Raw genomic sequence first — 15137 nt, 5'->3', positions numbered from 1 at the left:
TGCGACACGAGTATCGCAATGCACACAGGTGGTGCCCTTACAACTCGGGACGCCGCAAATACCAGTCGCAGGCTCGCTCATAAACATGCGCGGCCTGTAAGAGGGTTATTTCATCATTGCGCCGACCGATCAACTGCATACCCAGCGGCAAACCCTGGCCGTTAAACCCACAGCACAGTGAAAGCGCCGGGTTATCACTCAGATTAAAAGCAATACCGAAACTTGGACTTTCGAGGAATCCCCAATCGTGCAGTTGATCCAGGCGTGGTGCTGCTCCTGCCTGGATCGGTGCTATCAGCACATCAAGTTGCGCCATTGCTGCGTCCAGCTGGTGAGTCATGAGCCTGCGTTGTTCCAGCGCTCGGACATAGTCGGCGGCCGATAACGTGGCGCCAAGTAACAACGCGTCGTGCAACGCGGGACCATAATCTTGCGGCCGGGTACGCAGCCAATACTCATGAAAAGCAAACGCCTCGCTGAGCAGGATCACCATCCCGGCCGCATTCCAATCGCGCAGCGGCGCCACGGCAACATCAACCACATGACTGCCTAAACCGGAAAACACCTCCAGCGCCGCCTCGATGGCTGCGCGTCCCTCGGCCTGCAGTGGCGACTCGTCACTCAAGAACGAGCGCGCGACGCCGATGCGCAACGGCCTTCGCGGCGTCAAATCAAAAGGTTCGCCCGCGCCGGCTCCCTGGGCCAATGCCTGATACATCAGCGCACAATCTTCAACATTGCGCGCCATCGGACCCAGCGCATCAAGGCTGTCTGCCAGGGGCAGTGCGCCTTTGCGGTCAATGCGTGATCGGGTCGGCTTGAAACCCACCACACCACACAACGCCGCCGGGCTGCGTAATGAGCCTGCGGTATCACTGCCCAGCGCGCCCAGTAGCATGCCGCTGGCCACTGCGACCGCTGCGCCACTGGAGGAGCCGCCAGCAAAGTACTGCGGATTCCAGGGATTGCACGCAGCAGGGCCGCATTCGCCAAACACTGGCGGGCCAAAAGCGAACTCATGAGTGGTCAACTTGCCAAGCACAATGGCCCCGGCGTCCACTAGCCGATCGACCGCCCAGGCGTTGCGTTTGGGCAGATACCCACGCAACTGCCGCGACTGCGCCAAGGTGGGCACACCCGCCATGTCGATCAGATCCTTGATGCCCAACGGCATGCCATGCAATGGACCGCGCCAGTCGCCTAGTCGGATGTCACGGTCAGCCGTTTTGGCGCAAGCCAGCGCGTCCTCTTCCAGCAAGGTCACAAAAGCACCCAACTGCGGGAGTCGGTGAATGGTGTCCAGGCAGCTCTGAGTAAGATCGACGGCGCTCAATCGACGCTCTCGAATCAATCTCGACGCGTGAGCCAGGCTGGTGACCGCCGAAGGATCAATTGTCATCGCCGACGTCCAACTGCTTCACCGAAACCAGGCTGCGTTGACGCAATTGCTCGGTGAACACCAGCAAGTGCTGATGGGCCTGCGCAAATGCCGCGAAACGCTCAGGCTCCACGCGCAATCCTTGACGACGCAGTTGGTGATGCAACGCTTCGCGAGCGACGTGTTGATCAGGCATCTGCCCGCCCTTGCAGCCAAACGCGGTACTGTTCCCGCGACGCCTCGGTGGACGGGTAGAGGCCAATGATGCTGCGGCCATTGGCGACTTCATTGGAAGCGTATTTTTCGTATTGCGTTTGCTCGTAGGCTTGTTCGGCAATCTGATCGGCGATAGCCAGAGGAATCACCACCACGCCCTCGGCATCACCGACAATGATGTCACCGGGATAGACCGCAACGTCGCCGCAACCAATCGGCGTGTTCATTTCCACCGCTTGCAGAAAACCGAAGCTCGGCGCCGGCACGGCACAACGTTGATACGCCGCAAAGCCCAGCAATTCGATCTGCGCCGTATCCCGAAAGCCACCGTCGGTGACGATCCCGCTGCAACCGCGTGCCTTAAGACGCCCAATCAACAAATCGCCGCATGAACAACCTCTTGTCTCCCCCCGCGTATCCATCACCAATACGCTGCCTGGCGGGCACTGTTCGAACGCCTGTTGATGGACGTTCTTGTCGGTCCCGTAAGAGTCCTGCCCACCCACGTCGTCGCGCATCGGCACAAAGCGCAAGGTGAACGCGGGGCCCACCATTCGTGGCTGATTGCTGGTCAACGCGACGATACCGGTGGGCACCGTGCGACGAACGCCCAGGCGATACAGGCACGTGCTCAACGTCGAAATATTGACCTCGGCCAGACGCTGCCGATTGAGTTCACTCAACGCCATATCAAACGACTCCCAAACAGTGTGGTTGCGGCATTCAAAGCGGGATCGCGATCAGCGTATCGATCTTCGACGAATCCAGGATCACCACTCGCGAGCGGAACAGGCAGCGTCCCTCGTCAAGAACGATGTGGTCCGAGTACCGACCTGTGGCAAATACTGTGACCCGACCATCAAGCATCGTGCGCACACAGATGAAGCTGGTTTCCATTTGGATCTCGGTGTCGGTTTTGCCGATCACCTTGGATTCGGAAACCACATGCCGGTAGTAGTGCGGCTCGAAAATGTTGGCCTTTTCAATCGCCTCGACCCGGTCATAAAGCATCGCCTGGTTGTCACAGAGCATGATCGACAGCGGCATCACCATTTCATGGTTTTGCCGGGTGGTGATGCGATACAGGCATGGCTCGGTGAAATACGTAGGCCATTCGGAAACGGCGCCGTCGTCGATGGTGTAGGTGTAATCAGAGATCAACTGACGGGCTTGTGACTCGGTAATGCGGTGGATGACTGTACCCATGATCGTTCCTTATAAGCCCATCAACGCGCGATAACCGGTCCAGAAGCCGCGCACGCTGCCTTCCGAAACCCTGGACCCCGGAATCGGTTCGATACCGTGTCCGCCCATCTCCACTACAGCGGCCTTGTCCAGGCTGCCGGCGATGCCGCGCTGCACCAGGCCGCCAATCATGCCGTCCTCCATGGCGATCAGGCCCGCAGGCCCCATCATGTTGGCCTGCTTGAGGCGGCCATTAGTCTTGGCTTCATCGTCATCGACATACCCGAAGGCGATCCAGCGCAACTCCGACTCATGGGTACTGATCGGCACGATGGTGCGAAACGCCAGGCAGTTGCGCAGTTGCTGCAGGACAAAATTAGGGAAGATCGTCTGAATGGTCATCGAGACGCTGTCACCGAAATCATCCCAGACCGCCGTCATGGACTTGTCTCGCAGGCCGAAGCCATAGATGTTCAGTTCGGCGGAACGCATTTCGGCGTTCTCATACACTTCGCCACCCGTTTCGAAATCCATCTTCGAATAACTGATGTGTGACCAACCGTTGCTGCCCATGACAATGCCGCCTTCCATGGTCAACCGATCCTGCTTCATTACACCGTTGAAGGCGTGCAGGATCGAGGCGTGGTAGGGGTCTTTGACGTTTTCGATGTACAGCTTCCAGTTCGAGGGAATGGCTTGGGTGTACTGTCCCAACAGACGCAAAGGGCGACCACAAACTCGAGCGATATTGGCAATCAGATCGGCGCCGACATAGTCTTCGAACGAAGGTGTTTCATCGCTGAAGGTGCCGAAAATCAGACCATGCAGCGTATGCACGCGAAGGCGTTGCAGGCCGTTATCTTCCTTCTTGAACGTCGATGCCATGCCGCCCTTGCCACGCACGCCGCGCTCAAATGCAGCCGCGGTCATCTTGCCTTTCAGATCAAAGCACCAGTTATGGTAGATGCACATGAACCGAGAGACCTTGCCCGACGGCACAAAGGCCAGCGGTGTGCCCTTGTGCGAACAGCGGTTGACCATCGCGCTGACTTCACCATCATCGCCCCTGACGACAATGACCGGCGTTTCGCCAACCTGCGCGAGCACGTAGCAACCTGGGTCTGGAATTTGTATTTCCAGGCCCAGAAAATGCCAGATCGGCCCACGGAAGATGGCCTCTTGTTCGTGCTTGAACACGTCAGGATCTGAATAAACCGCGAAGGGAATTCTGCGAACGCCCTCCTCCGGCCAGGTGACTGATAATGCGGGCTGTGGGTTTTTCAATGTGGCTTCCTATCTGCGCAACACAATACTAAAGACAGTCCGGGACTGACCTTGTGTGGCGCTAAAGTAAGGCGTTGTTGCACAGCCTCCAACATCAAAAAATGCTCGCATTGGCGCGAAAAAAGCGTCTTTGCCGAAATAGCACTGGCGCCTTCAGCTCGTCACTGCGGGGCGATCACTGTCTTCACCTACCAAAGATCAACCAGGTGTCATGAGCGAGCCATCGCCACCAACACGCATGCAGCGATGGATGAGCAAAGGGCAACCCGCTTACGGCACCAATATCACCTTGTCCACCCCGCCCTCGTTCACTTGCGCATACCGCTCCAACCCTTCACTCAGCGGCGACTCCAGCAACCCGCTCGGCAGCGGCAGCGTGCCTTGATCAAACAACTTCCCGAACTGCTCCAGCATCCGCGCGCAGGCTTCTACGCCGTAGAGCAAGGAGTTGATGCCCACCACCGAGCCGCCGTTGCGATAAAGCGCCAGCACCGGGAGTTGGACGTGACCGTCTAACGGAGCGGCGATGATGGCGATGCGGCCGAAGGGTGCGAGGGCCGTGACAGATGCCGGTAGCCAAAAGCCGGTGGTGTCGAAAATGACGTCGGCGCCCTCGGGAAAGACCGCTTTGACCTGCCCGGCGAGGTCTTCGCCTTTATCCAGGAGGATGGCGTTGTAGCCATTGGCCTTGAGCGCCTGGAGTTGCTCGGGGCGACGTACTGCGCCAAGAACTTGCGCACCACGCACTTTGGCGAGCGCCAATGCGGCACTGCCAACTGCGCCATTGGCGCCAATCACCAACAGGCGCGTATTGCCATCGACCAGGCTGCGTTGCAGCGCGTCCCATGCCGTGGTGTAAGGCACCCCGAGGCTGGCCGCTTGAGCGAAGCTGAGGGATTTTGGTTTGAGCGCGATGCCATTTACCGCAAGCGTGATGTACGCCGCGTGCGAGCCGTCGCGCAGAAAGCCAAGTTCTTTACCTGTGCCCCAGACCTCCTGGCCGATCAACTCTTGCGGGCCTTCGATGACGATACCGGCGAAATCCCGCCCCGGGATGCGCGGCATGGTGGTGTAAGGGAAGCGACCGAGGACGTTTTTCACGTCGCTGGGGTTCAGGCCAGCCGCTTTGATCTGCACCAGCACTTCGCCTTCGGCGGGTATCGGGGTCGGCAGTTGAACGAGTTCCAGCGCAGCCAGCTCGCCAGTTCGGGAAAATTGCAGTGCGTTCATGGTGGGATCTTCCAGGAAATATTCAGGGATCGGAAAGGGTTGATCAGGACATCCAACTGGCCAGCAGCTGACGGCCCATCGGCCAGAGCTTTTCGCCAGCTTGCATACCAAGCAGGCCAACCAGCGCAACCAACGGCGGGGCTGGCGAGCGGAAGTCCAGGGCGCCGTAAAGCAGGCCGACGGCGATGCCGATTGCGAGTGAAATGAGGTAGCTCATGGTCAACTCCGGGGCTGTGCGTCGTGCAGCACTGTTGCTGCACGTTGGCGTTTAGCGATGACCAGAGTTTACGAAGAGCCCGACAAGGCTACCGGCCAAGTGCTTCTGAATTTCGGACAGGCTACGACTCCTTATTCTTCTTGGGTGCCAAGGGGGTATCGCGAAGGCGGGATGCCCAGCTCGCGGCGAAACATGTCGCTGAAACTGCTGGGCGAATAACCCATCGAGCGCGCGATTTTGCTGAGCGGCACGCCTTGGATGATTTGTGCGACAGAGGTCGCCAGTTGCACCTGCCGACGCCATTGGGCAAAGCCCATGCCGAGTAAAGACTGGAATAGCCGCGCGAGGGTTCTGACGCTGGCGCCAGCATTTTCCGCGTGCTGCTCGAAGGGTACGTCGAGGGAGGGTTCGATCATCACCGCCTGACACACGTTCATCAGACGACGATCAGAATCGTCAGGCATCGGGACTTTCAACAAGGAGCGCTTGGCGCGCTCAAGCTCAAGCAGCGCAAGCCCAACCAACGCGTTGTAATACTGCGAATCCTTGTCCGTCTCAGCCACCAGACTGAGGATCAGCTCGCGCAGCAGACGACCGACTTCGAACACCTGCACAGTGCCTTCCAGCGTTTGGGCAAGTGCTGGCCGCAAGTAGATGTTGCGCATTTCAAGGTCCGATACCACACGAATCCCATGCAGTACGCCCGGCGGCAGCCACACCGCACGCTGCGGTGGCACCACCAGCGCTTCGTTCGGCGTCTCGACCCACATCACCCCTGACATCGCGTAAAGCACCTGGCCCCAATCGTGTTCATGCGGCTCGATGTAACGCCCACGCGGATAGGTTCGCGACAAAGGCAGCACGGGGACGGCGGTGTCGGAGAGGTCGGGTGGGGCGGCGAGGGCCATATGAAGACCGAGGTCGAGTGGTTTGGGCAATGGTAGCGACAATCAGCACGCTATCACCAGCGCGAAACTGCTTGTGTATGCACGCGACTATAAGAAGGCATCCCCACGTAAAAACGCCCCGATCCAAAGACCAGGGCGTTCTTCAACCTGCGCTCAATATCAGAACACGTTGATCGGGTAGTCGATGAAGATACGGGTCTCGTTACCACCAACGTTGTAGTCAGCCACATCGTTGGAGACGCGCAGGAACGAATTACGCAGGCGTACCGACAGGTCTTTCGCCGGGCCGCTTTGCACGACATAGGTCAGTTGGCTGAACAGTTCACGCTCTTCGCCACGACCACGGCCAGAGTTGTCGTCGATGTTGTCGCCACGTACGTAAGCGACTTTGTAGCTCAGGCCCGGAGTGACGAGTGTGGCCAAATTCACGCCGTAGCCCAACTGCCAGGAGCGCTCGTCCTTGCCGTTGAAGTCGGACCAGTACGAGTTGGCCAGATTAATGCTGTCGCCGCCGTCACCAAAACCACCGTTGCTGCGATAGCCACCGTAGTTGTAACCGGTTTCACCGGTGCTGCGTTGATGCGCGAGCGTGAAGGAATGAATGCCCACCGCCCAAGTGGCCGCCAAACTCCAGATTTTGTTGTCGCGTGCGTCGTCGACAGCAATATCCCTGTCCAACTTGGTCTTGTAGCCATTGAAGTCGAAGGTCAGGGATTGATCCTGCGGCAGGGCAAACACGTAGTTCAGGTTGATGTACTGCTTTTTCAGCGTGTCTTCGTCATCGGACGCATAAAATGCACCACTGAACGCATCGGTGAACTTGTAGCTGGCGCCGTAGACGTTGATGCTTTTCAGGTCACCACTGTCGCGCCCTTCAGCGCTCTTGCGTGCCTGGGCGGTGAAACGGCCAGCAATCAACGTCAGGTCCTTGATCTCTTTGGAGGTGATCAGGGTGCCGGTGTAGGTGTCAGGCAGCAGGCGCGAAGTTTGAGCACTCAGGACTGGCAACTGCGGAATCATGTCGCCGTACTTCAGCTCGGTGTTGGAGATGCGGAATTTAATCGCGCCACCGAAACGGGACAGATCGTCAGCTGCGTTGCCACTGTCGCCCTGCTTGAAAAAATCGATACCGCCCTGACCACTTTTGCCTTTACCACCGTCCAGGCGCAATGCGTACAGGCCAAACGCGTCGACGCCGACGCCAACCACACCCTGGGTGTAACCGGACGAATAGTTCGCCACGAACGCCTGGCCCCATTCGGCACGGTCTTCAGGTCCGTTTTTGTAATCGCGGCTGATATAAGCATTGCGCAGGTTGATCTTGAGGCTACTGTCTTCCACGAAACCTTTGGCGTCCGCTTGTCCGTCAGCCAGCGCTTGAGAGACGTTGGTCGCCGCCATAATGCCCAGGGCGAGCATGCTGATACGTGTGTTCATCTTATTGTCCTTGTCAGCCAGATTGATCAAGCGCCGTGGCAAATACCCAAACAGGTAATTAGGTCTCTCGAGCATTAGGAAGCCTCGAAAGCCCGCACGAAATCATCGCAGTGGACTACTGATGCACGTATATGGCGTTTAGCCACGGGGCAGTGAAAGCAGACATGCTATCCGCCCGTGGACTTGGGTGTCAATTTGATGAAGACCAAATGGTTTGCCTAAGGCCATAGCCAGCATGACCAAAGTACTCCCATCAGTTGTAAAGCACGCCCAGCAATGCCTCAATTTCAGCATCGTCAATCAACCCTGCCGGATAGCGCTGAATCAGCATTGTCCGGTAGTCGGGAGCTTGCACTTTTGGAGCTCGGGTTATCCGTAACCAGTCAGCCACCATCTGCCGTGCTTCATTGCTCGCAGACAAACCTCGAGCCATACGCGGCTCATAACCTGCGTTCATAAGTAACAACCCTCACTGCTTCTTGAACTGCGAAATCTACGTAGCTTTTGTTACAGACGAACAAACCGGGTAACCGTTTAGCCCCCTCTTTGGACTGTATTAACAAAGCAGCGTGAAATCGCGTCCTCGAAAACCCATCGTTCGATGGGTCTGATCGCAGCAAAAAGTGAACCAACTCAGCGGCGATGAGGCGCCGGTTGTTGCTGCGTCAGGCAGTGGATATTGCCTCCACCGAGCAGAAGCTCGCGGCCTGGCACCATCACCACCTCATGTTCGGGGAACAATTGCTGAAGGATTTTACGCGCCGTTTTATCGAGCGGATCGTCAAAACTGGGGGCAATGATGCCGCCATTGACGATCAGGAAGTTCACATAAGAACCGGCCAAGCGCACCGAAGGGTTGCGCTCCTGGCTGCCATGCACTTGATCGACGCCTGCGCACTCTTCTTGCGTAGCGAACAACGGACCCGGAATCGGCATCTTGTGAACGATGAACGGTCGACCTTTTGCATCCCGCGCGCTTTGCAGAATGCCCAGGGCAGCCTGACAACGCGGGAAGTTGGGATCTTTTGGATCATCGGTCCACGCCAGTAGCACCTCACCGGGGCGCACGTAACAGCAGAAATTATCCACATGACCGTCGGTTTCGTCGTTGTACAAACCGTCCGGTAGCCAGATGACCTTCTCCACCGACAGATGATCACGCAGCACCGCTTCGATCTCTTCACGCGACAAATGCGGGTTGCGATTGCGGTTAAGCAGACACTCTTCGGTGGTGATCAGCGTGCCTTCGCCATCGACATGGATCGAGCCACCTTCCAGCACGAAGCCTTCAGTGACATACCGTGGGCAGCGCTCGATCTCCAGAACCTTGCTCGCTAGCTGCGCATCGAGGTTCCACGGCCAATACAGGCCACCATCGAAACCGCCCCACGCATTGAACCCCCAATCCACGCCCCGTACTTCGCCACTGTCGTTGATGACGAACGTCGGCCCGGTGTCACGCACCCAGGCATCGTTGCTACTGATTTCCACGACACGAATGTTCGGCACATCCAAACGCGCACGGGCGTTGTCGTATTGCGCGGCCGACACCGCAACGGTCACCGGCTCGAAACGCGCGATGGCTTTGGCCACCGCCACATGCGCGGTCTGCACCGGCTTGCCGCCCAGACGCCAGTTGTCTGGCCGCTCAGGCCAGACCATCCAGGTCTGGGTTTGCGGCGCCCACTCGGCGGGCATGTAGAAGCCGTCAGCGCGCGGCGTGCTGTTGAGCGTCGTCATAGCGATCAGGACTCCAGCGAGCCGTCGAGGGTTTTGATCGCGCCGTACAGGTTCGGGCGACGGTCACGGAAGGTGCCCCAGGCGCTGCGGATGTGCTCCAGCTCATCGAGATCGAAGCTGTGGACCAGCACGCCTTCTTCGGTTTCACCTAGCTCTTCGACTTTCTCACCGAACTGATCAGCAATGAACGAGGAGCCATAGAAGGTGATGTCGTAGCCGTCCTGTTCTTCGTTGCCGATGCGGTTACTGGCGATCAGCGGCATCAGGTTTGCGCCGGCATGGCCCTGCTGCACACGCTGCCAGTGGTCGCGAGAGCTGATGGTCTTGTCGTGCGGCTCGCTGCCAATGGCAGTCGGGTAGAACAGAATTTCCGCGCCTTGCAACGCCATGCTGCGCGCGCATTCCGGGAACCACTGATCCCAGCAGATGCCCACGCCGATCTTCGCGTAACGGGTGTTCCAGACTTTGAAACCGGTGTCGCCCGGATTGAAATAGTACTTTTCGTGGTAGCCAGGACCGTCCGGGATGTGGCTCTTGCGGTAGATGCCTAGGTTAGTGCCGTCGGCATCGATGATCGCAACGCTGTTAAAACGCGCACGACCGGCCAGCTCAAAGAAGCTGATCGGCAACACAACTTGCAGCTCTTTAGCGACTTTCTGGAAGTGCTTGATAGCAACGTTGGTGTCGACCGGGGTCGCCAGTTGCAGGTAATCCGGGTTTGGCTTTTGGCAGAAATACGGAGCTTCGAACAGCTCCTGAATCAGAATGATCTGCGCGCCCTTGGCGGCCGCCTCACGTACCAGCTTTTCAGCGGTTTCGATGTTGGCTTCCAGATCCCAGGAACAGGCCATCTGGGTAGCGGCGACGGTAACGATACGACTCATGGCAAATCCTCCAGCGGCGGATGCAAAGGGGCTTATCACCATAGCAAATGAGCCATGACAATCCAGCGCCTTTATATCCGATAAAAATCGGCTTTAGAAGATTAACTTCTGCAATTCTGAAAATATCGTGCGTATTAAGCCGATATTAATCGATCACCATCCACGCTATTTAAGCCACGCTTACGCGTAAACCGGCCTATGTATCCAATTAGTGTTCCGCGCCTGATCGAGATAGATCAGGCGCCAAAAAACGCCTTACATCTTCAACAACACCTTCCACGACCGGCTTTGCAGCACGGTGATGGTCTGTTGCATGCGTCCTTCCAGGACTTCGTCGGTGATGTCCAGGTGCGCCAACTGCTCCAGCTTATTCAGCTCGCCGTACAGGCGGTCCAGCTCTGGTAAATCCAGCGCGGTGCGGGCGTGGTGCAGCCAGACTTGGATGCGCTCGATGCGCGGCAGTTGCTCGGCCAGGTCTTCGGGCTGTTGCTGATAGCGCGCCAGGTTCACAGCACTCGCCTCGTCAGCGAGGAAGCGCGCTACCCAGCTCTCGACCATCGCGGCGCCCTGACGATTGCCACGGTTATTGCGCTCGATGGTCCAGCTGCGCGCCATCAACCAGCGCGAGGTGTTCAGCGAGAACTGGCCCCAACGCGGGTCCTGCAGTTCTTCGATGAATTGCTCATGGGCCGCAGCACGTACGTCGTCATCTTCCTGACCGGCTTGCACCACTGTGCGCCAGTCTTCCAGCAGTGCATCCAGCGCGGCGCGCAGGTCGTGTGTAGTCGAACGCGGCGCTGCCTGACCGAGGCTACCGGCCAGTGCGCGCAGTTCGGCGAGCATCTGCACCCACTCCTGCAACAAGCTCCAGTGACCGTTGAAACGGTACTGCTCGGCCAGACGCTGGCTGCTGCCCAACAAGTACCAGGCGATAGAGCTGAACGCTTCGTCCAGCGACATTTCGGCGGTGATTTCCGGCGCTGGCAGCTTCAGCGAATAGCTGCTGGCATCGAATAGACGATAGCCGCGCTCAGCCTTGCTGATGTCGCATGGCATCAGGGCCAGTTTCTCGGCAAGCTCGGCGGCCAACTCCAGCAACGCAGATGGCTCGCCTTCGCGTAGTTCCAGTTCCAGCTCGCAGATTTCCTCTTCTTGCTTGCCGGCGATGACCTTGCCCAAGTCCAGCGCAGCCTCGATCACCACTTTGGATTTGCCGCGACCCCAGGCGATTTCTGCCTTCTCGCGCACAAAATCAGTGGTAAACACCGGCTTGATGGTCTTTTTATCCAGATCCGCCAGTTGCTCTGGCCAGCATTCGCCGTCGAGCTTTTTCAGGTCCAGCTTGGCCTTGGGTAAATCCCAGTTGTATTCGTTGCGCTCCGACAGACCGGCGATGCTCTGCCCGCGGGTCTTGAGGGTCTGGATAATCGCCTCGCCATCACGACGCAGACGCAGCGCAACTTTGGCATGAGCCAACTCGCGTTCTGGGGTGTCGAAGTACTGGTTGAACAGCTCCAGCCGCTCCCAGCCACTTTTGTTGCGTTTTTTGAGCAGCGGGTGCTCGCGCAGAGCGATGAGGGTTTCGCGGCTGACGCGGAGTTTGATTTCGGTTTCTTTCTGCATGGCCGGAGAATCCAAGCGCTGATCGCTGATAAACGGGGGACGTAGCCGGGTTCGACACAGCTACGGGGGGCGTGCAGTGTACAGGACATCAACCGTGACAGTTTATTCCCGCACGCCAATCACCCTATGATGGTCGTAACCGCACCAAGGAGTCGCCTATGCCGTTGCCGTCCATGAAAGACCAGTTCACGGCTCTGATTGCCGCCCCTTCGGTAAGCTGCACTCAAGCTGCGCTGGACCAATCCAATCGCCCTGTCATCGACCTTTTGGCCGGCTGGCTGGGAGATTTGGGTTTTGTCTGCGATATCCAGCAGGTGCTGCCGGGCAAATTCAATTTATTGGCGACCTACGGCACAGGACCCGGCGGCTTGGTGCTGGCCGGTCACAGCGACACGGTTCCGTATGACGATGCATTGTGGAAAACCGACCCGCTGAAGCTGACAGAAGTCGACGGCAGTTGGGTGGGCCTGGGTAGCTGCGACATGAAAGGCTTTTTCGCATTGATCATCGAAGCGGCGCGCGAGCTGCTGGATCAGCCGTTCAAGCAGCCGTTGATCATCCTTGCGACGTGCGATGAAGAAAGCTCAATGTCGGGTGCCAAGGCATTGGCCGAGGCAGGCAAACCCTTGGGCCGCGCGGCGGTAATCGGCGAGCCGACCGGCTTGAAGCCGATCCGGCTGCACAAAGGGGTGATGATGGAGCGCATCGAGATTCTCGGGCGCAGCGGTCACTCCTCAGACCCAAGCCTGGGACACAGCGCCCTAGAGGCCATGTACGACGTCATTGGCGAACTCAAAGGTCTGCGTCAGCAATGGCAAGCGCAGTTTCGCAATCCACAGTTCAGCGTGCCGCAGCCGACCATGAACTTCGGTTGTATTCATGGTGGCGACAACCCGAACCGGATTTGCGGCCAATGTTCGCTTGAGTTTGACCTTCGACCATTGCCAGGCATGGACCCGGCAATGCTGCGCAGCGCCATTGGGCAAAAGCTACAGCCGTTGGCCGAACTGCATCAGGTGCAGATCAACTACGCGCCACTGTTTTCGGAGGTGGCGCCGTTTGAGCAGAGCGCAGATGCGGAATTGGTGCGGGTAGCCGAACGTCTAACCGGCCATACGGCCCAAGCAGTAGCATTTGGCACCGAAGCGCCTTATCTTCAGCGCCTTGGTTGCGAGACGATCGTGTTGGGCCCTGGCGACATCGCCTGCGCGCACCAACCGGGCGAATACCTTGAAATGTCACGCTTGCAGCCTACAGTGCGCCTATTGCGCCAGTTGATCGAACATTACTGCCTGACTCCGGCCCAGTGAGTCAGGTGCTGCCCATAAGGAGAGCGCGCGTGTTGCCAAGCCTGTTCCGACGATAAAGCTCATGCCGTTGTGAGCGTTTACCCTTCGTCTCTTTATTTTTACAGGCTCTTGCAGTCATGCCCGATTACGTTAACTGGCTTCGTCACGCATCTCCTTACATCAACGCCCACCGCGATCGCACCTTCGTCGTCATGCTCCCCGGCGACGGCATTGATCACCCCAATTTCGGCAATATCGTCCACGATCTTGTGTTGCTGCACAGTTTGGGCGTGCGCTTGGTGCTGGTTCATGGCTCACGGCCACAGATTGAAAGCCGTATGGCCGCACGTGGCCTGACGCCGCATTTCCATCGCGACATGCGCATCACCGATGCTGCGACCCTGGAATGCGTGATCGATGCGGTAGGCGCCTTGCGTCTGGCCATCGAAGCGCGCCTGTCGATGGACATGGCCGCCTCGCCGATGCAGGGCTCGCGGTTGCGTGTCACCAGCGGCAACCTGGTCACTGCGCGGCCCATAGGCGTGCTCGAAGGCGTTGACTACCAGCACACCGGCGAAGTCCGCCGGATCGACCGCAAGGGTATCAATCGCCTGCTGGACGAGCGCTCCATCGTGCTGCTGTCGCCCGTGGGCTATTCACCAACGGGGGAAATCTTCAACCTCGCCTGCGAAGACGTCGCCACCCGCGCAGCCGTGGATCTGGCCGCCGATAAATTGCTGTTGTTCGGCGCCGAGTCCGGTCTGCTGGATGCACAAGGCAAGCTCGTGCGTGAGTTGCGCCCGCAACAAGTTCCAGCGCATTTGCAACGCCTGGGCAACAACTATCAAGCCGAGTTGCTGGATGCCGCCGCCGAGGCCTGCCGTGGTGGTGTGGCACGCAGCCATATCGTCAGTTACGCCGAAGACGGTGCGCTGCTATCGGAGCTGTTCACCCGCTCAGGTGGCGGCACGCTGGTGGCGCAAGAACAGTTCGAATTCGTGCGCGAGGCGGGCATCGGGGATGTCGGCGGGCTGATGGAGCTGATCACGCCGCTGGAAGAGCAAGGCATCCTGGTGCGTCGTTCGCGCGAAGTGCTAGAGCGCGAGATCGAGCAGTTCAGCGTGGTCGAGCGCGAAGGCTTGATCATCGCCTGTGCGGCGCTGTACCAAATTGCCGATTCGCAGGCTGGGGAACTGGCCTGTCTGGCGGTCAACCCGGATTACCGCCACGGCGGACGCGGCGATGAATTGCTCGAACGCATTGAAGAACGAGCGCGGGAACAGGGCTTGAAGACCTTGTTCGTCCTCACCACCCGCACCGCTCACTGGTTCCGCGAGCGCGGTTTTGAGCCAAGCAGCGTCGACCGCCTGCCCAGCGCACGCGCCTCGTTGTACAACTATCAGCGTAATTCGAAGATTTTCGAAAAAGCGTTGTAGAGGTGCGCCTGAGACACCGCCTCGCGAACAAGTTCGCTCCTACAGCTGGTCAACCACCACGTTGAAGACACGAATTTGAAAGGGGGCTGATTTATTTACAGCGCTTCACCGTAAATTAATCTGTCCCACTTTTTTAGCAGACCGGGGACAGATTAATTTTTCAAAAAGCTGTCTAGTCCTGAAATAGGTTTACACCTGTTTCATCCCAACGCCCGATGCACCGCATCGGGCGTTTTGTATTTCAAAGACAGGTGCGGTCGCTCGCCGTTGTAGATCGAGACCGACTCACCCACCATCTTCTTCGCCTGTG

General features: G+C 58.2%; 15 protein-coding genes. 2 read left to right on the top strand and 13 right to left on the bottom strand.

Annotation, left to right across the window (positions count from 1 at the left end; translation table 11 throughout):
• Positions 1 to 37: 37 nt before the first annotated feature.
• The 13 genes from VGC62_RS16770 to VGC62_RS16710 form a co-directional block, all read right to left on the bottom strand.
• Complete coding sequence (locus tag VGC62_RS16770; protein ID WP_331188203.1) at positions 38 to 1399, bottom strand: amidase; 1362 nt, start codon at positions 1397 to 1399, stop codon at positions 38 to 40.
• Positions 1389 to 1574 carry a hypothetical protein gene (locus VGC62_RS16765; protein ID WP_331188202.1) on the bottom strand — a complete coding sequence of 62 codons (186 nt, stop codon included), beginning with the start codon at positions 1572 to 1574 and terminating at the stop codon, positions 1389 to 1391. Before VGC62_RS16765 ends, VGC62_RS16770 begins: the two co-directional genes overlap by 11 nt.
• The gene (locus VGC62_RS16760) at positions 1567 to 2283 is read right to left on the bottom strand and encodes a hypothetical protein (RefSeq protein WP_331188201.1); all 717 of its coding nucleotides are present in this window, start codon (positions 2281 to 2283) and stop codon (positions 1567 to 1569) included. The genes VGC62_RS16765 and VGC62_RS16760 overlap by 8 nt, the downstream gene beginning before the upstream one ends.
• Positions 2284 to 2317: 34 nt before the next feature.
• Entirely contained in the window at positions 2318 to 2800 is a 483-nt protein-coding gene (locus tag VGC62_RS16755; RefSeq protein ID WP_331188200.1) for an aromatic-ring-hydroxylating dioxygenase subunit beta, read from the bottom strand.
• Between the two features lie 9 nt (positions 2801 to 2809).
• On the bottom strand, positions 2810 to 3976 hold the full coding sequence (locus tag VGC62_RS16750; protein WP_331188199.1) for an aromatic ring-hydroxylating oxygenase subunit alpha: 1167 nt from the start codon (positions 3974 to 3976) through the stop codon (positions 2810 to 2812).
• A gap of 357 nt (positions 3977 to 4333) precedes the next feature.
• Positions 4334 to 5293: a zinc-binding alcohol dehydrogenase family protein gene (locus VGC62_RS16745; RefSeq protein ID WP_331188198.1), complete on the bottom strand. Its 960-nt coding sequence runs from the start codon at positions 5291 to 5293 to the stop codon at positions 4334 to 4336.
• A gap of 43 nt (positions 5294 to 5336) precedes the next feature.
• Positions 5337 to 5510 (bottom strand): DUF1427 family protein, encoded by a 174-nt coding sequence (locus VGC62_RS16740; RefSeq protein ID WP_331188197.1) that lies wholly within the window; start codon positions 5508 to 5510, stop codon positions 5337 to 5339.
• 131 nt (positions 5511 to 5641) lie between these two features.
• Positions 5642 to 6418, bottom strand: a complete 777-nt coding sequence (locus tag VGC62_RS16735; protein ID WP_331188196.1) for a helix-turn-helix transcriptional regulator — start codon at positions 6416 to 6418, stop codon at positions 5642 to 5644.
• A gap of 159 nt (positions 6419 to 6577) precedes the next feature.
• Positions 6578 to 7855, bottom strand: a complete 1278-nt coding sequence (locus tag VGC62_RS16730; protein WP_331188195.1) for an OprD family porin — start codon at positions 7853 to 7855, stop codon at positions 6578 to 6580.
• A 253-nt stretch (positions 7856 to 8108) separates the two neighbouring features.
• Entirely contained in the window at positions 8109 to 8288 is a 180-nt protein-coding gene (locus VGC62_RS16725; protein WP_331188194.1) for a hypothetical protein, read from the bottom strand.
• A 200-nt stretch (positions 8289 to 8488) separates the two neighbouring features.
• Positions 8489 to 9595 carry an agmatine deiminase gene (aguA, locus tag VGC62_RS16720; RefSeq protein WP_331188193.1) on the bottom strand — a complete coding sequence of 369 codons (1107 nt, stop codon included), beginning with the start codon at positions 9593 to 9595 and terminating at the stop codon, positions 8489 to 8491.
• A 5-nt stretch (positions 9596 to 9600) separates the two neighbouring features.
• Positions 9601 to 10479 carry an N-carbamoylputrescine amidase gene (aguB, locus tag VGC62_RS16715; RefSeq protein WP_331188192.1) on the bottom strand — a complete coding sequence of 293 codons (879 nt, stop codon included), beginning with the start codon at positions 10477 to 10479 and terminating at the stop codon, positions 9601 to 9603.
• A gap of 255 nt (positions 10480 to 10734) precedes the next feature.
• Positions 10735 to 12102: an inorganic triphosphatase gene (locus VGC62_RS16710; RefSeq protein WP_331188191.1), complete on the bottom strand. Its 1368-nt coding sequence runs from the start codon at positions 12100 to 12102 to the stop codon at positions 10735 to 10737.
• Between the two features lie 158 nt (positions 12103 to 12260).
• Between VGC62_RS16710 and argE the strand changes: the two genes are divergently transcribed.
• Positions 12261 to 13412, top strand: a complete 1152-nt coding sequence (gene argE, locus VGC62_RS16705; RefSeq protein ID WP_331188190.1) for an acetylornithine deacetylase — start codon at positions 12261 to 12263, stop codon at positions 13410 to 13412.
• A gap of 116 nt (positions 13413 to 13528) precedes the next feature.
• Positions 13529 to 14827 (top strand): amino-acid N-acetyltransferase, encoded by a 1299-nt coding sequence (gene argA, locus VGC62_RS16700; RefSeq protein WP_331188189.1) that lies wholly within the window; start codon positions 13529 to 13531, stop codon positions 14825 to 14827.
• Positions 14828 to 15137 lie beyond the last annotated feature (310 nt).

This window comes from Pseudomonas sp. (assembly GCF_036404235.1).
Classification (GTDB): Bacteria; Pseudomonadota; Gammaproteobacteria; order Pseudomonadales; family Pseudomonadaceae; genus Aquipseudomonas.
The sequence above is the reverse complement of the archived record's forward strand: the minus strand, read 5'-3'. Positions and strand labels throughout refer to the sequence as shown.